Here is a 15,387-nt window from a genome sequence, read left to right on the forward strand (position 1 = left end):
CCGGAACGGTCCTGCTGCTGATTCTGGCCGTCGCGTTCTCTGGACCTGTTCCCCCGGCGGCGGTGATCGTCTCAAGCATCGGACGCAAAAGTGGGAACCGCTTTTGCGTGGAAAGATGCTCCCAAATAAAAGCTTAAAGCATCGGGCGTGAGTTCGGTGGCACGTCTGTTGCTTGGGCCGGTGCGGGCGAGTGGGCCCGGCACCGGCGCCGTCCTGCATTCCTCAGCGCCACGCGGATCGCCCCCGACGGAGCGTGACTCGACACCAGGGGGTTCTCCCGGTATAATGACTGTCCAGTCAGTCATTTCATGGTTGGGCAGATTGTGAGCGCTGGGCGAGGATCGAAACGGAAGGCCCCGGCCAGGAGCGAGGGCGAGCGTCAGGCCAAGCTCCAGGCGATCCTGGACGCGGCGCTCGACGTCTTTCTCGAGAAGGGCTTCGCCGATGCCCGCCTCGACGACGTCGCCTCCAGGGCCGGGGTCGCCAAAGGCACCCTTTATCTCTATGTGCCTTCCAAGCAGGCCCTGTTCGAGGCCATGGTGCGCTCCGGCATCGGCGGCCCGGTCGGGGCTATCGAGCAGACGATCCCCGATCCTCACGTCTCGGCGGAGGATCAGCTGCGGGCGCTGTTCCATTTCCTGAGGACGGAGATCCTCGGCACGCGCCGGCGCGACATCGTCCGCCTGCTCCTGATGGAAGCAAGCCGCTTTCCCGAACTCGCGGAGGTCTATCATCGGGAGGTGATCGCCCGGGGCTTACGGATCCTGCGCAGCATCGCCGAACGGGGTGTCGCCCGGGGCGAGTTCCGCTCCGACGAGATCGTGCGCTTCCCCCAATTGGCGATTGCCCCGGCGCTCGTCGCCCTGCTTTGGACCAGCCTGTTCCAGCGCCTCGATCCCATCGACATCGAGGCGATGCTGGAGGCGCATCTGACGCTCCTGATGAGGGCGCTGAAAGGGCATCCCTCATGAAGACCGTGCGGCTTGTCTTTCTGGTCGTGCTGCTTCTCGCCGGGGGAGCCGCCGCCTGGTTCTTCTGGCCACGCCCGGACGACACAATCCGATTCCAGGGTTATGTGGAAGGCTATCTCGTGTTCATGGCCCCCGAGGAGGGCGGGCGCATCGAGGAGCTGAAGGTCGATTCCGGCGACCACGTCGGCGAGGGCGCGCTGCTCTTCAGGCTCGACGCATCGGTGCAGGCCGCGCAGCGCGACGAGGCCGATGCGAAGCTGCAGCAGGCGCGCGCGCAGCTCGCCAACCTGCGGGCGGCCCTCCAGCGTCCCGAAGAGATCGCCGTTCTCGAGGCCCAGGAAGCGCGCGCGCAGGCGCAGCTCGGCCTGTCGCAGGCGGAACTCGACCGGCAGAAGGCCCTGTTCGAGCGCGGCATCGCCGCAAAGGCGCAGTACGATCAGGCGCGAACGGCCTTCGAACGCGACAAGGCCGCCCTCGCCGAAGTGCAGCGGCTGATCCAGGCCGGGCAGATTGCCGGGCGGTCGGCGGAGATCGCCGCCGCCGAGGCGGCCGTGCAGGCGAACGAGGCGGCCCTGATGCAGACCGAGACCCGGCTTGCCAAGCGCCAGGTGAAGGCGCCGTCCGACGCCCAGGTGCAGGACGTCTATTTCCGCGCGGGAGAGACGGTGAGTGCGGGCCAGCCGGTGCTCGCCCTCCTGCCGCCCGCCAACCGGCGCATCCGCTTCTACGTGCCGGAGCCCCGGCTCGCGACGGTGGCCCTGGGCCAGATGGTCGGCCTGTCGTGCGACAGCTGCAAGGATGGGCTCCAGGCCCGTGTCAGCTTCATCTCCGGCGAGGCCGAGTTCACCCCGCCGGTGATCTTCAGCGAGCAGGAGCGGGCGAAGCTCGTGTTCCGCGTCGAGGCGCGTCCGCTCGACGGCGCCGACCTGCCCATCGGCCTGCCAGTCACCGTCACGCCCGCTGGGCCGGAGCCGCAACCATGACCATGGATGTCGCAGCGCCCCGTCGTCCGGCAGCCGCCGATCCCGAGATCGTCATCGACGTGGAGGGGCTCACCAAGTCGTTCGGTGGACGGCCCGTGGTGAAGAACCTGTCCATGCAGGTTCGGCGCGGGCTGATCTACGGCTTTCTCGGTCCCAACGGCAGCGGCAAGACCACGACGATCCGCATGCTGTGCGGGCTGCTGACGCCCGACAGCGGACACGGCACCTGCCTGGGCTACGACATCCTCACGCAATCGGCCGAGATCAAGCGCCACGTGGGCTACATGACGCAGAAGTTCTCACTCTATACGGACCTGTCGATCCGCGAGAACCTCGAATTCGTCGCCAGGGTCTACAATCTCGCCGATCCGCGACAGGCGGCGCGCGATGCCATCCGGCGTCTCGGCCTCGAGAACCGCGCCGAGCAGCTCGCGGGCGAATTGTCCGGCGGCTGGAAGCAGCGTCTCGCGCTCGGCGCCTGCATCCTGCCAGAGCCGCAGCTTCTTCTCCTCGACGAACCGACCGCCGGGGTCGACCCGAAGGCGCGGCGGGATTTCTGGGACGAGATCCATGCGCTCGCCCACGAGGGCATGACCGTGCTCGTCTCGACCCATTACATGGACGAGGCCGAGCGCTGCCACGAGATCGCCTACATCGCCTACGGGGAACTGCTCACGCAGGGCACCGTCGCCGAGGTCGTGGCGAACGCGCATCTGGCGACCTACACGGTCACCGGACCCGGTCTCGCGGACCTCGCCGAGCGGCTCAGGTCTCTCGACGGCGTCGACATGGTGGCGCCCTTCGGCATGGCCCTGCACGTGAGCGGGCGCGACGGCGCGAGGCTCGACGCCGCGACGCGGGAGCTGCGCGAGCACGGGCCGCAGCACTGGGAGCCCGGGGAGGCGACGCTCGAGGACGTGTTCATCGATCTGATGAGCCGGTCGAAGGACAATTTCGGATGAGCGCCGGGATCAGCGACGTCGACCGGCGCACGCGGGGTTTCAGGGCCTCGCTGATGCGCTTCGGCGCCGCCTTCATCAAGGAGCTGATCCAGCTCCGGCGCGACCGCATCACCTTCGCGATGATGATCATGATCCCGCTTCTGCAACTCACCCTGTTCGGCTACGCGATCAACACCAGCCCCAGGCATCTGCCCACCGCCGTTCTCGTGCAGGACGACAGCGCCTTCGCCCGGTCGTTCGTCGCGGCGATGCGCGCGACCGACTATTTCGACATCTCGACGGCGGCCGCGAGCGAGGAAGAGCTCGACCGCCTGATCCTCTCCGGCAAGGTGCTCTTCGGCGTGCAGATCCCGGCGCATTTCGGGCGCGACCTGATGCGCGGTGAGCGGCCCGCGCTCCTGGTCGTGGCGGATGCCGCCGACCCGACGGCGACCGGCAGCGCCATCGCGGCCCTGCAGGGGCTCTCGTCCCAGGTGTTCTCCCGCGAGCTCACCGGTCCGGCGGCGAGCCTCGCGCCGCGGCCGCTGCCTTACGAACTGCGCGTGCATCAGCGCTACAACCCGGCGGGCGAGACGCGCCTCAACATCGTGCCGGGCCTCATGGGGCTGATCCTGACCCTCACCATGCTGATCTTCACGGCGCTCTCGGTGACCCGCGAGATCGAGCGCGGCACCATGGAGAGCCTGCTCGCCATGCCGATCCGCCCGGTCGAGATCATGCTTGGCAAGATCGCCCCCTATCTGCTGGTCGGCGGCGTGCAGATGACCATCATCCTGGTCGCCGCAAGGCTCCTGTTCGACATCCCGGTGATCGGCAGCCTGTGGCTCCTCGTCGGTCTGACGCTTCTCTTCATCCTGGCCAATCTCTCGATCGGCTACACCTTCTCGACCATCGCCCAGAACCAGCTCCAGGCGATGCAGATGTCGTTCTTCTTCTTCCTGCCGAACATCCTCCTGTCCGGCTTCATGTTCCCGTTCAAGGGCATGCCGGGCTGGGCGCAGGCGGTCGGCGAGATCCTGCCGCTGACCCATTACCTGCGCATCGTGCGGGGAATCATGCTCAAGGGCGCGACCTTCACGGATCTGCAGACCGACGTGCTGGCGCTCGCGGTCTTCACCCTGTTCGCCATGGGCGTGGCGGTGGCGCGCTTCCGCCAGACCCTCGATTGAGGATCAGTCGGCCACCACCGCCTCGGCGGCCTTGATGGCGTTGCCGCGCAGGGGCCGCTCCTCGAGGGCGAGCAGGAAGGCGAGCGACAGGCCGAAGCCCACGATGGCCGCGATGAAGACCCAGCTGAACACGTTCGCCAGATCGACGCCCGACTGCGCGGCAACCGCGCTCAGGCTCTCGAAGCTCGAGGCCCCGCTCAGGCCCGCCCCGCCGAGCACGATGGCGCCGAAGATCGCCACGATGAAGGCACCGCCGAGGGACCGGAAGAAATTGGCCGTGCCCGTCGCGGTTCCCATCTGGTGCGGAGCCACCGCGTTCTGTGTCGTCACCATGGTGACGGGCAGCACCGTGCCCAGACCGATGCTGATGACGGCCAGAATGATCTCGACCGTGACGAGCGACAAGGACTGACCGTAGGCCGCGAGGATGCCCGTCGTTCCCATGGCGACCAGAAGGCCCGCCGTGGGAAGCCGCTTGTAGTGCTTCACCTTTGCCATTGTGCGGCCGGAGAGCGTGGCGCCGACCACCGTTCCGGCCATGAGGGGAATCAGCGCGAGACCGGACTGGCTCGCCGAGATGCCGCGCACGGCCTCGAAATAGACCGGCAGGTAGATCGTGAGACCGATATAGGTGCCCATGCCGAAGCAGGCGGCGAGCACCGCCATGCGCACCACCGGATTATGCAGCACGCCCGGCGGGATCAGCGGCTCGGGCGCCAGCTTCATGCGCAGGGCGAACAGAATCCACAGCACGAGGGAGCCCAGGATCAGCCCCAGGATGGGCGCGGAGCCCCAGGGGTAACGGATCCCGCCCCAGCTCAGAGCCAGAAGCAGCACGACGGTGGCCGCCACGAGGAGAACGGCGCCGAGCAGATCGAGCTGGTGCGGGCGCTCGAACCGGGGCAGCCGCCTCAGGCTGCGATAGGCGATCGCAAAGGCGATGAGCCCCAGGGGCAGGTTGATCCAGAAGATCATCGACCAGTGCAGCTTCTCGGCGATGAAGCCACCGAGCACGGGCCCGAGAAGGCTCGAGGTCATGAAGACGCTGGCGAAATAAACCTGATAGCGGCCGCGTTCCTTCGGCGGCACGATGTCGGCGATGATGGTCTGCGCCAGCGCGATGAGCCCGCCCCCGCCGATGCCCTGCAGGCCCCGGGCCAGGATGAGAATCGTCATGGTGGGGGCGAGCGCGCACGCGATGGACCCGATGACGAAGATCACGATGCCCGTCAGCATGATGCCGCGCCGGCCGTAGGAATCGCTGAGCTTGCCGTAGAGCGGCGTCACCGCGGTCGAGGTCAGGAGATAGACCGTCACGATCCAGGACAGATGTTCCAGGTCGCCCAGCTCGCGGCCGATGGTGGGAAGCGCCGTGGCGATGATGGTCTGGTCGAGGGCTGCCAGGAACATGGCCAGGATGACGCCCGCGATGATGGTGCGGATCTCGGCATGGCTCAGAGCCGTGCCCGGGCCGCCGTGAGGCTGTGCTGTGGGGGATTGGTCCATGGTTTCCATCGTGTTCCGGCAGGCCCATGTAAGGGACGAACCACGGCTGTGTCGAACCCGGGATTGCAGGGCTGGTATGCGTCGGGGTTAAAGATTGAGCTAAGCATCAGGCCCGTCCACAGGTTCCATCCGTTATCGACATGGCTCCAGGTCGTTGGATCTGGTCCTGACCTGCGATGTTTCTCTAGTGTTCTCGCCATGGCATCGCGCACCCGATTCTCCCTCGCCCAGGCCCGGCGCATCGCGCTCGCCGCGCAGGGCTTTCACGAAGGCCGTCCCCCGGCGGCGGCCAAGCGGCACCTGAGCCGCGTGCTGCAGCGCTCGCACCTGCTCCAGATCGATTCGGTCAACGTGCTGGTGCGCGCCCATTACATGCCGCTGTTCTCGCGGATCGGCGCCTATGACCGGGGGCTTCTCGAGAAGACCGCCTACCACCCCAGGCGGCGCGAGGCCTTCGAATATTGGGGCCACGAGGCCTCCCTGATCCGGCTCGAGCTCCAGCCCTTGTTCCGCTGGCGCATGGAGCGCGCGGCGCGCGGCGAGGGCATCTATGGTGGGCTCGCCCGGTTCGGACGGGAAAAGCGCGCCTTTATCGAGGAGGTCCGCCGCGAGATCGAAACCCGCGGCCCCATCGGGGCGGGAGAGCTGTCCATCGGGGGCAAGGGCCAGGGCTCCTGGTGGGGCTGGAGCGACGGCAAGCGGGCGCTCGAATGGCTGTTCTGGGCAGGCCTGGTCACGACGGCCGCGCGCCGCGGCTTCGAGCGCCTCTACGACCTGCCGGAGCGGGTGTTGCCCGGCGAGATCCTGAACGCCCCGACGCCCTCGCCCGAGGAGGCGCAGCGCGAGCTGCTCCGGCTCTCCATCCGGTCGCTCGGCATCGCGTCCGAGCGCTGTTTGCGCGACTACTTCCGCCTGGAGCCGCAGGACGCCAAGGCCCGCATTCCGGAACTGGTCGAGGCCGGGGATCTCGTTCCCGTCACGGTCGAGGGCTGGACCGGGCCGGTCTATCTCGACCCGCAGGCCAGACACCCACGCCGGGTCGAGGCCCGGGCTCTCGTGTCGCCCTTCGATCCGATCGTCTGGGAGCGGACGCGGACCGAGCGCCTGTTCGATTTCCGCTACCGGATCGAGATCTACACCCCGGCGGAGAAGCGCGAATTCGGCTATTACTGCCTGCCCTTCGTGCTCGGCGAACGAATCGTGGCCCGGGTCGACCTCAAGGCGGACCGGGCGGCCGGCAACCTCATCGTGCATTCGATCCATCCGGAACCCGGCCTGCGCCCCGAAGAGATCGCACCGGCCCTCGGAGACGAGCTTCGCCTCATGGCCACCTGGCTCAACCTCGGCAGCATCACCGCCCCGCCGGCCTGGCGGAAGCCGCTGGAGGTGTGAACGAAAGTCCCGTGCCCGTCACCGGGCTTGCTTCGGGGATGTCGATGCGGGAGGCGCCGCTCCTGTTCGACCGGATGATCCGGCCCGCCCCCTCGACGTCATCACCGGCTTCGACATCCTTCACGTCATGGCCGGCCCTGTGCCGGCCATGACGTCGCGGAACCGTGCCGGCTCCCGCCCCTGCGACGCCCCGCGAACGCGCCCCTCGCAGGAACCGATCTGGGCCATGAGAGAGCTTGGCTCGATCCTGCTACAAAGAACAAATTGGGAGCAAACACACATCGCCCCACCCTCCACGTCATGGCCGGGCTCGTCCCGGCCATCCCGATCCGAAAAGCGCCGCGCCTCGAGCCATCGGGATCAGCGGCACAAGGCCGGTGATGACGTGGAGGGGAGACAGAACGTGCGGAGGGCAGCCATGACGTGGAGGGATCGGGTCTCCAGTACGCCTTTCCGGTTGACCCCGCACACTTGAAGCTTGTTGCCGGAGCCGGGCGCAGCCGGTTCCGGGGTCTAGAAGCCTTTCCTAAGCGGTCGGCATCGACCGCAACGATGTCTCCCCGGCCTTGCGGTCGGGAGGTGTTGACGCATGTCCAAACCGAACCCGCCCCTCGTTCACGCGGAGAAGCTCGATGGACGTCAACGAGCACGAATGGTCGCGCTGATTGCATCATTTCGGAGAACCTTGCGGCAATCCCCGCCTATGACGGTGCGGTGTTTCTTCGAGCGCAAGCGATGTTTGTCATCGGGACATTTCGTGCTCTATCCGCGAGGAGCAACGAAAACGGCGTCCATGTCCCTCTTCCGATCACCCCTCCTCCCCGGCCTGATCGCCCTCGTCGGAGCCCTGAGCCTGATCTCCCTGGCCATCGGGCCGGCGCCGATCGCCGTCCCGGCGGTGCTGAAGGCCCTCGTGTCGGACCAGGGCGCGGCCGGCATCGTGGTGCGCGAGATCCGCCTGCCGCGCACGGCCTTGGCCGGGCTGGTCGGCTGGATCCTCGGCCTGTCGGGGGCGGGCCTGCAGGGGCTGCTGCGCAACCCGCTCGCCGACACGGCGGTGTTCGGCGCCCCGCAGGCGGCGGCCTTCGGGGCCGTGCTGGTGATCTATTCCGGGCTCGTCGGCAGCCTGTCCTGGGCCCTGCCCTTCGCGGCGATCGCGGGCGCCCTCCTGTCCGTCGGCCTCGTCGTGGCGGTGGCGGGACGGGGCGCCACCATCGTGGTGCTGGTCCTGGCGGGGCTCGCCGTCGGATCCCTTGCCGGGGCGGGCACGTCGCTCGCCATCAGCCTCTCGCCCAATCCCTTCGCGGTCACCGAGATCGTCTTCTGGCTCCTGGGCTCCTTCGAGGACCGGTCGATGGTCCACGTGCTCCTGGCCGCCCCTTTCATCGTCCTGGCCTCGGGTCTGATCCTGTCGGCGGCGCCCGGCCTGCGGGCGCTCGCGCTGGGCGAGGAGACGGCGCGCAGCCTCGGGATCGGCGTGCCGCTCCTGCGGGGTCTCATCGTGGCTGGCGCGGCCGTCGGCACGGGCGCCTCGGTGGCGGTGGCCGGCTCCATCGGGTTCGTCGGCCTGGTCGTGCCCCATCTCGTGCGTCCCTTCGTGAGCTACGATCCGGCGCGCACCCTCGTTCCGGCGGGCCTCGCCGGCGCAGCCCTGCTTCTCGCCGCCGACATCGCCGTACGCCTCGTTCCCTCGGCGGCCGAGGTGAAGATCGGCGTGCTCACGGCGCTGCTCGGCGTGCCGTTCTTCCTCTGGGTGATCGCCCGGCGGAAGGCCGATCTGGTGGAGACACCCGCATGAGGCGGCTCGAGGCCCGCTCCCTGTCGGTCGATCTGGCGACCCGCCGTGCCCTCGACCGGATCGACCTGTCTCCGGCGCCGGGACGCCTCACGGTGATCGTCGGGCCCAACGGCGCCGGCAAGACAACCCTGCTGCGGGCCCTCGCCGGGCTGACGGAGCCGGCCGGGGGCGATGTGGCGCTCGACGGCGTTCCCCTCGCGCGGATGCGCGCCTCCGACCGGGCCCGCGCGATCGCCTATCTGCCTCAGGGCGGTTTCGTGGCCTGGCCCCTGCCGGTGGCGGGCGTCGTGGCGCTCGGCCGCCTGCCCCATGGGGAGAAGCCCGACCGGTTGTCGCAGGCCGGCCGGGAGGCGGTCGCATCGGCGCTCCGGGCGGTCGGATTGCAGGGCTTCGCGGACAGGCCCGCCACGGCCCTGTCCGGCGGCGAGCGGGCCCGCGTGCTTCTGGCCCGCGCTCTCGCGACGCAGGCGCCGGTTCTGCTGGTCGACGAGCCCGTCGCGGCCCTCGATCCGCGCCACCAGCTCGTGGTTCTCGAGGTCCTGAAAGCCCATGCCCGGACCGGCGCGACGGTGGTCGCCATCATGCACGACCTGACGCTCGCGGCCCGCTTCGCCGACGATATCCTGCTGCTCCACCAGGGGAAAGCCGAGGCCTTCGGGCCGCCCGAAGCGGTTCTGACCGGCGCGCGGCTCGCAGCGGTCTTCGCCGTCCGGGCGCAGGTCCTGGCGCAGGCGGGCGGTCTCCTGGTGGTGGCGGAGAGCCCGCTTCCGGGCCCTTGAGACCGGCCGATTTGTCCCTGTCGTCGGTGACTGTCTTACATTGACAAAGGGGTGAGCCCATCCGATACCCCGAGACGATCGCATCGTGCGGAAAAGTGGATCGGTTTTTCCGCGCAATGCGCTGCTTCGAGAAAGGGAGCATCGGATGGATCCCAAACGGGCAAGTCCACTTTTGGGTCCGATGCTCGGGGGTATGGCGGGGCTATGAATCGGCAGGGTCTCAAGAAGACGCTTATCATCGTGCACGATCTCGTGATGACGGGCATCGCCGTCCTCGCGACCTTTTACGTGCGCTTCGAAGGCCCGCTCCTGTCCGACCGGCTGGTCCATCTGCCGCTGTTCCTGCCGCCCTTCATCGCCTTCGCGGGCGTGGTCTACGGGTTTTCCCAGCTCTACCGGTCCAAGTGGCGTTTCGCGTCCCTGCCGGATCTCTTCAACATCTTCCGGGCTGCGACCATCCTGGCCGTGACCCTGCTGATGGTCGACTACATCCTGGTCTCGCCGCAGCTGCGGGGCACCTTCTTCTTCGGCAAGGTCACGATCGCCCTCTACTGGCTGATTCAGATGTTCCTGCTGGGCGGCCCGCGTCTGGCCTTCCGCTATCTGAAATATGCCCGCTCGCGCCACACCCTCGAGCGGGATTCCAGCACCCCGACCCTGCTGCTCGGGCGCGGCAGCGACGCCGAGGTGGTCCTGCGCGCCATCGAGGCCGGCACCGTCAAGAAGACCCAGCCCAAAGGCATCCTGTCCTGGCGCACGGACGATCTCGGCCAATCCATGCGCGGCGTGCCTGTTCTCGGCACGTTCTCAGATCTCGACCAGGTGATCCAGGATTTCCAGGAGCGGGGGACACCCATCCGCCGCCTGCTGGCGACCCCGAGCGCCCTGACGCCCGAGGCCAACCCGGACATGCTGCTCGCCCGCGCCCGCCGCCTCGGCCTGCCGCTGGTGCGGGTCACAAGCCTGGGCGAGGGCATGCGCGATGCCGAGCTCGCTCCGCTCGAGATCGAGGATCTGCTCCTGCGTCCGACCGTGCAGATCGACCGCAGGCGGCTCGAACATTTCATCCGGGGCAAGCGCGTGCTGGTGACCGGAGGCGGCGGGTCCATCGGGTCGGAGATCTGCACCCGCGTCGTCGCCTTCGGGGCGAGCGACCTCCTGGTCCTCGAGAGCTCCGAGCCGTCCCTGCACCACATCCTGGAGAACCCGACGCTGCTCTCGAGCGACACCCGTGTGGACGGCGTCATCGCCGACGTGCGCGACCGGGACCGGGTGCGCGAGGTGATGAACGCGTTCAAGCCCGAGGTGGTCTTCCACGCGGCGGCCCTCAAGCACGTTCCTTACCTCGAGAAGAACTGGACGGAAGGCATCAAGACGAACGTGTTCGGCTCCGTGAACGTGGCTGACGCGGCCGTGGAGGCCGGGGCCGACACCATCGTGATGATCTCCACCGACAAGGCCATCGATCCGGTCTCCATGCTCGGCGCCACCAAGCGTTTCGCCGAGATGTACGGGCAGGCGCTCGACGCCGAATTCATGGGCCGCAACGGCGCCACCCGGATCATCGCGGTCCGGTTCGGCAACGTGCTGGGCTCGGTCGGGTCGGTGGTGCCGAAATTCAAGGCGCAGATCGCCCGCGGCGGCCCGATCACGGTCACCCATCCCGACATGGTGCGCTACTTCATGACCACCCGCGAGGCCGCCGACCTGGTGCTCACCTCGGCGTCCCACGCGGAGGAGAGCCGGGCGCTGACGGAGCGCACCAACGGGGATGAGCGCGCCTCGGTCTATGTGCTCAAGATGGGCCAGCCCGTGCGGATCTACGACCTGGCCGAACGCATGATCCGGCTCGCCGGCTACGAGCCGGGCGAGGATATCGAGATCGCCGTCACGGGAACGCGCCCGGGCGAGAGGCTGCACGAGATCCTCTTCGCCCGCGAGGAGCCGCGCACGGAAATCGGCATCGACGGCGTCATGGCGGCCAAGCCCATCTTCGCCGACCGCGACCGGGTCGACCAATGGCTGCAGATCCTCGGCCGCGCCCTCGCGAACGGCGATCGCGCCCTGGCCGAGCATGTGTTCGAGGAAGCGATTCCGGAGTTCAAGCGCCGGAAGCCGGCGCCCCCTCCCGCCGCGCCAGCTCCGCAAGCGCGTCTCGCGTCGAACTGACCGGCTGCCATCCCAGGTCCCTCAGGGCCTGCGGGCTCGCGACCAGCGAGCCTGCCAGACGCTCGTAGGCCTCGCGCCGGCCGGCCAGGGCGGCGGCTCCCCTGAGCAGGAAGGACGGCACCGGGACCAATCCGGGCCCGCGGCCCAGCCCCTTGCGCAGAGCCGTGACCATCTCGGGGATCGTGACCGGCTCCGGATCGGCCACGATGAAAGGACGCCTCAGGGGACCGGGCGCGCCGACGACCGTGTCCACGGCGGCCGCCAGGTTGTCGAGGGACAGGAGCGAGCGCCGGGCGGTCAATCCGCCGAGCGGCAGGGGCCAGGGCGATCGCGCCAGGCTCAGGAGAGCCGCCATGTTGCCCTTCATGCCGGGCCCGTAGACGAGCACGGGACGAAGGGCCGCCCAGTCGAGACCGAGGGCGGCAAGGCCCCGCTCCGCCTCGAGCTTCGAACGGCCATAGGGGTCGGTGGGCTGCGGTTCCCGGTCTTCGGTGACCATCCCGTCGGCCACGGGACCGGTCTGGGCGCGGATCGACGACAGGAACACGAAGCGCTTCACCCCGGCCCGCTCGGCCGCCTGGGCGAGCCGGACGGTCGCGTCCGTGTTGATCGTCCGGTAATCGTCCTCCGGCCGCCCGGACATGGCATGCGCCAGGCCGGCCGAATGGATCACGATGTCCACGTCGCGCAGGGCGGCCGCCATGTTGTGCGGGGAGGCGATGTCGCCGATGACCGCGCTCGAGGCGCCGGCCGGCACCTCGGACGGACGGCGCAGCAGAACCCGCACCCGGTACCCCCGCCTGGGCAGCTCGTTCAGGAGATGTCGTCCGATGAAACCCGTGGCGCCGGTCAGGGCAATCAGGGGTGCATTCATCGGGAAACCTCCAGTCCGGGTCGAGAGAAACGCCTGAGAACCAGGCCCACGAGAACGACCCCGAGGGCGAGCGCCACGACCTGCATGGCGCCCGAGGGCCAGACAAGGGTCATAGCGGCGAGAGCGGCCAGGACAAGGTTGAGGCCGAACACATGGGCGTCGACCGCGAGGACCGGGACGCCGTTGTCGGTGGCCTTCTGATAGAAATGGCTGCGATGCGCTTCCCAGACCTTCTCGCCCCGGGCGAGGCGGCGCAGCAGGGTGATGGTCGCATCCATCAGGTAGTAGAGCGGCAGCAGGATCGCGGCCGCGAGCCCGCCGGTTCCGGCGAGTTGCAGCAGCATCCAGCCGACGAGAAGCCCGATCGACAGGGACCCCACATCCCCCAGGAACAGCCTGGCGACGGGCCTGTTGAAGGGGGCGAAGCCGACGAGCGCCCCGCACAAGGCCGCGGCGAGGACCGCGATCCACAGCGGCATGATGCCGACGAGGCCCAGGCCCGCCACGAAGCCCGTGATCGGAACCATCTCGGCCACGGTGATCCAGTCCAGCCCGTCCATGAAATTGACGAGATTGACGAACCACACGCCGCCCACGATGAGGAGAACCCGCTCCGCAGCCAGGGGAACGGGCTCGGGCAGGAGCCTCGTCCCGAATGCGAGAACGACCGCGGTCACGACGACGAACTGCATGACGAGCCGGATCCAGGCCGGCAGCGGCCGGATGTCGTCGGCCGTGCCCAGGACCGCGAAGGCGATCGCCGCGGCCCCGACGACCGACAAGGACGCGACGGGCAGCACGAGCCAGATCGCCGAGCAGCCTGCAACGGCCAGCGTCGCGGCCAGGACCGCGATCCCTCCTCCTTGCGGCGTCGGCGTCTTGTGGCTCGAGCGCGCATTCGGTCGCGCCAGGGCGTAGCGGACGAGCAGGGGCTTCAGGACGAGGATGAGAAGGGCCGAGAGAAGCGCCGACGAGAGCAGAGCGAATACGACGATCATCTCAGGCCTTGTGATAGTCCCGGTACCATCCGACGAAGCGCCTGATGCCCTCCTTCAGGGACGTCGAGGGCGCGAAGCCCACGTCGCGGCGCAGGTCCGTCACGTCGGCGCGGGTCTCCAGCACGTCGCCCGGCGGCAGCGGCACGTCGACCCGGTTCGCCTTCCTGCCCAGGGCCTCCTCGATCAGGGCCACGAGATCGTTCACCTCTTCGGGATTGTCGTTGCCGATGTTGTAGATCCGGTGCGGGGCCGGGCTGATGGCCGGGTCGGGACGCTCGGCGTTCCAGGCCGGATCGGGCGCGGGGACCCGGTCCACCAGTCGGACGACCCCTTCCACGATGTCGTCCACGTAGGTGAAGTCGCGCCAGACCTTGCCGGCATTCGCGACCTCGATCCCGCGGCCCTCGGCGATGGCGTGGGTGAACTTGTAGACCGCCATGTCGGGCCGGCCCCAGGGTCCGTAGACCGTGAAGAAGCGCAGGCCCGTCGCGGGCAGGCCGAACAGGGACGCATAGGAATGCGCCATCATCTCGTTCGCCTTCTTGGTGGCCGCGTAGAGGCTGATCGGATGGTCGGTGCCGTCGTGCTCGGAGAAGGGCAGCTTGCGGTTCGCCCCGTAGACCGAGCTCGACGACGCATAGACGAGGTGCTGGATCCCGCCATGCCGGCAGGCTTCCAGCATGTTCATGAAGCCCATCAGGTTCGACGCGGCATAGGGCTGGGGATCGACGAAGCGCACCCCGGGCTGCGCTGCGAGGTGGATCACTTTCTCGAAGCGGTGATGCTGAAACAGATCGCGGGTCGCCTGCACGTCGGACAGGTCCAGGCGCTCGCCCAGGAAGGTGTTGTGCGGCGTCAGCTTTCCGAAGCGTGCCTCCTTCAGGCCCACGTCGTAATAGGGCGTGAAGCTGTCGACGCCGACCACCTGATGGCCATCGGCCAGAAGCCGCTGCACCACGTGAAAACCGATGAAGCCGGCCGCACCGGTGACGAGGATGGGAGCTGACATGAAAGGCCTGTCTGATGAACGGGCAGGCACCTTAGCGCATCGTGCGGAAAAGTGGACCCGGTTTTCACTAGCGTGGCCCTGCAGGTCACTGACGTGGCCCTTCGGGTCCGCCTGTTCCGATGCGCCGGTCAAGAGAGGGAGCCTCGGACCCAAAAGTGGTGTCCACTTTTCACTGGCGTGGCCCTTCGGGTCGCTGACGCGGCCCTCTGGGTCACGTCCGAGGCTCTAGACGATTTTTGCGCAAAGGGGAGACCCGTTCACACCCGATGCCCCGTCCTGGCCGCCGCATCGTCGGAGGCTGCCGTGCTGCATCATAGCCATGACGGGGATGACACCCTCCGCACGTCATGGCCGGGCCTGTCCCGGCCATCCCGGTTCGGAGGAGCGCGGCGCTTCAACCCATCGGGATCACCGGCACGAGGCCGGTGATGACGTGGCGGGGGGCCATCGCAGTGGCACGATCCGTCTCACGAGCCATCCCAAGATCCTTCCCAAGATCCTTCCCAAGATCCTTCCCAAGATTCTTCCCCCGCCCCTCCCCACGTCATGGCCGGCCTCGTGCCGGCCATCCCAATCGGAAACGCGCGGCGCTCCAACCTATCGGGATCACCGGGCAAGCCCGGTGATGACGGGGGGTGGCGCGGGCTGCTCGTCTACAGGGTGTCCCAGGACGACCGGGGCCGCTGGATGGTCGACTGGCGCGGGCGCACGCCGGAGCTGATCGGGCGCGGCACCGTCGTGCAGGGCGTGGTCCGGCGGCCTCAGGCGTAAGGGTCG

At 68.4% G+C, this 15,387-nt stretch carries 13 protein-coding genes; 9 read left to right on the plus strand and 4 right to left on the minus strand.

Translation table 11 applies throughout. The features are described from left to right. The first annotated feature begins 308 nt into the window (after nucleotides 1-308). The 4 genes from OCW50_RS08820 to OCW50_RS08835 are packed head-to-tail and all read left to right on the plus strand — an operon-like array spanning nucleotide 309 to nucleotide 4,085. The gene (locus tag OCW50_RS08820; protein ID WP_262297204.1) at nucleotides 309-971 is read left to right on the plus strand and encodes a TetR/AcrR family transcriptional regulator; all 663 of its coding nucleotides are present in this window, start codon (nucleotides 309-311) and stop codon (nucleotides 969-971) included. Beyond that, nucleotides 968-1,954, plus strand: a complete 987-nt coding sequence (locus OCW50_RS08825; protein WP_262297205.1) for an HlyD family secretion protein — start codon at nucleotides 968-970, stop codon at nucleotides 1,952-1,954. The genes OCW50_RS08820 and OCW50_RS08825 overlap by 4 nt, the downstream gene beginning before the upstream one ends. Then, on the plus strand, nucleotides 1,951-2,916 hold the full coding sequence (locus tag OCW50_RS08830) for an ABC transporter ATP-binding protein (RefSeq protein WP_262269043.1): 966 nt from the start codon (nucleotides 1,951-1,953) through the stop codon (nucleotides 2,914-2,916). Before OCW50_RS08825 ends, OCW50_RS08830 begins: the two co-directional genes overlap by 4 nt. Then, nucleotides 2,913-4,085 (plus strand): ABC transporter permease, encoded by a 1,173-nt coding sequence (locus OCW50_RS08835; RefSeq protein WP_373371346.1) that lies wholly within the window; start codon nucleotides 2,913-2,915, stop codon nucleotides 4,083-4,085. The genes OCW50_RS08830 and OCW50_RS08835 overlap by 4 nt, the downstream gene beginning before the upstream one ends. Before the next feature lie 3 nt (nucleotides 4,086-4,088). Here OCW50_RS08835 and OCW50_RS08840 read toward each other — a convergent pair whose 3' ends face one another. Further along, nucleotides 4,089-5,600: an MDR family MFS transporter gene (locus OCW50_RS08840; protein ID WP_262297206.1), complete on the minus strand. Its 1,512-nt coding sequence runs from the start codon at nucleotides 5,598-5,600 to the stop codon at nucleotides 4,089-4,091. A gap of 189 nt (nucleotides 5,601-5,789) precedes the next feature. Here OCW50_RS08840 and OCW50_RS08845 point away from each other — a divergent pair, with 189 nt between their 5' ends. From OCW50_RS08845 to OCW50_RS08860, 4 genes are all read left to right on the plus strand, one after another. Then, entirely contained in the window at nucleotides 5,790-6,983 is a 1,194-nt protein-coding gene (locus OCW50_RS08845; protein WP_262297207.1) for a winged helix-turn-helix domain-containing protein, read from the plus strand. Between the two features lie 793 nt (nucleotides 6,984-7,776). Further along, nucleotides 7,777-8,781: a FecCD family ABC transporter permease gene (locus OCW50_RS08850; RefSeq protein WP_262297208.1), complete on the plus strand. Its 1,005-nt coding sequence runs from the start codon at nucleotides 7,777-7,779 to the stop codon at nucleotides 8,779-8,781. Further along, nucleotides 8,778-9,560: an ABC transporter ATP-binding protein gene (locus tag OCW50_RS08855; RefSeq protein WP_262297209.1), complete on the plus strand. Its 783-nt coding sequence runs from the start codon at nucleotides 8,778-8,780 to the stop codon at nucleotides 9,558-9,560. The genes OCW50_RS08850 and OCW50_RS08855 overlap by 4 nt, the downstream gene beginning before the upstream one ends. 204 nt (nucleotides 9,561-9,764) lie before the next feature. Continuing rightward, a complete protein-coding gene (locus tag OCW50_RS08860; protein ID WP_262297210.1) occupies nucleotides 9,765-11,729 on the plus strand; it encodes a nucleoside-diphosphate sugar epimerase/dehydratase in 1,965 nt (654 codons plus the stop codon). Here OCW50_RS08860 and OCW50_RS08865 read toward each other — a convergent pair. From OCW50_RS08865 to OCW50_RS08875, 3 genes are read right to left on the minus strand one after another with little or no spacing between them, the layout of a single operon-like run. Further along, on the minus strand, nucleotides 11,662-12,603 hold the full coding sequence (locus tag OCW50_RS08865) for an NAD-dependent epimerase/dehydratase family protein (protein WP_262297211.1): 942 nt from the start codon (nucleotides 12,601-12,603) through the stop codon (nucleotides 11,662-11,664). The genes OCW50_RS08860 and OCW50_RS08865 overlap by 68 nt on opposite strands. Further along, nucleotides 12,600-13,601 carry an MraY family glycosyltransferase gene (locus tag OCW50_RS08870; protein ID WP_262297212.1) on the minus strand — a complete coding sequence of 334 codons (1,002 nt, stop codon included), beginning with the start codon at nucleotides 13,599-13,601 and terminating at the stop codon, nucleotides 12,600-12,602. Before OCW50_RS08870 ends, OCW50_RS08865 begins: the two co-directional genes overlap by 4 nt. Before the next feature lies 1 nt (nucleotide 13,602). After that, nucleotides 13,603-14,610 carry an NAD-dependent epimerase gene (locus tag OCW50_RS08875; RefSeq protein WP_262297213.1) on the minus strand — a complete coding sequence of 336 codons (1,008 nt, stop codon included), beginning with the start codon at nucleotides 14,608-14,610 and terminating at the stop codon, nucleotides 13,603-13,605. A 558-nt stretch (nucleotides 14,611-15,168) separates the two neighbouring features. Between OCW50_RS08875 and OCW50_RS08880 the strand changes: the two genes are divergently transcribed. Then, nucleotides 15,169-15,381, plus strand: coding sequence for a hypothetical protein (locus OCW50_RS08880; protein WP_262297214.1), 213 nt, complete (start codon nucleotides 15,169-15,171; stop codon nucleotides 15,379-15,381). The last annotated feature ends 6 nt before the right edge of the window (nucleotides 15,382-15,387 follow it).

The sequence above is a fragment of the Microvirga sesbaniae genome (assembly GCF_025460805.1).
Classification (GTDB): Bacteria; Pseudomonadota; Alphaproteobacteria; order Rhizobiales; family Beijerinckiaceae; genus Microvirga; species Microvirga sesbaniae.

Bases quoted from the DNA above. Each gene is read 5' to 3' on its own strand.
- OCW50_RS08820 (WP_262297204.1), top strand. From the start codon at position 309: ATGGTTGGGCAGATTGTGAGCGCTGGGCGAGGATCGAAACGGAAGGCC.
- OCW50_RS08825 (WP_262297205.1), top strand. From the start codon at position 968: ATGAAGACCGTGCGGCTTGTCTTTCTGGTCGTGCTGCTTCTCGCCGGG.
- OCW50_RS08830 (WP_262269043.1), top strand. From the start codon at position 1,951: ATGACCATGGATGTCGCAGCGCCCCGTCGTCCGGCAGCCGCCGATCCC.
- OCW50_RS08835 (WP_373371346.1), top strand. From the start codon at position 2,913: ATGAGCGCCGGGATCAGCGACGTCGACCGGCGCACGCGGGGTTTCAGG.
- OCW50_RS08840 (WP_262297206.1), bottom strand. From the start codon at position 5,600: ATGGAAACCATGGACCAATCCCCCACAGCACAGCCTCACGGCGGCCCG.
- OCW50_RS08845 (WP_262297207.1), top strand. From the start codon at position 5,790: ATGGCATCGCGCACCCGATTCTCCCTCGCCCAGGCCCGGCGCATCGCG.
- OCW50_RS08850 (WP_262297208.1), top strand. From the start codon at position 7,777: ATGTCCCTCTTCCGATCACCCCTCCTCCCCGGCCTGATCGCCCTCGTC.
- OCW50_RS08855 (WP_262297209.1), top strand. From the start codon at position 8,778: ATGAGGCGGCTCGAGGCCCGCTCCCTGTCGGTCGATCTGGCGACCCGC.
- OCW50_RS08860 (WP_262297210.1), top strand. From the start codon at position 9,765: ATGAATCGGCAGGGTCTCAAGAAGACGCTTATCATCGTGCACGATCTC.
- OCW50_RS08865 (WP_262297211.1), bottom strand. From the start codon at position 12,603: ATGAATGCACCCCTGATTGCCCTGACCGGCGCCACGGGTTTCATCGGA.
- OCW50_RS08870 (WP_262297212.1), bottom strand. From the start codon at position 13,601: ATGATCGTCGTATTCGCTCTGCTCTCGTCGGCGCTTCTCTCGGCCCTT.
- OCW50_RS08875 (WP_262297213.1), bottom strand. From the start codon at position 14,610: ATGTCAGCTCCCATCCTCGTCACCGGTGCGGCCGGCTTCATCGGTTTT.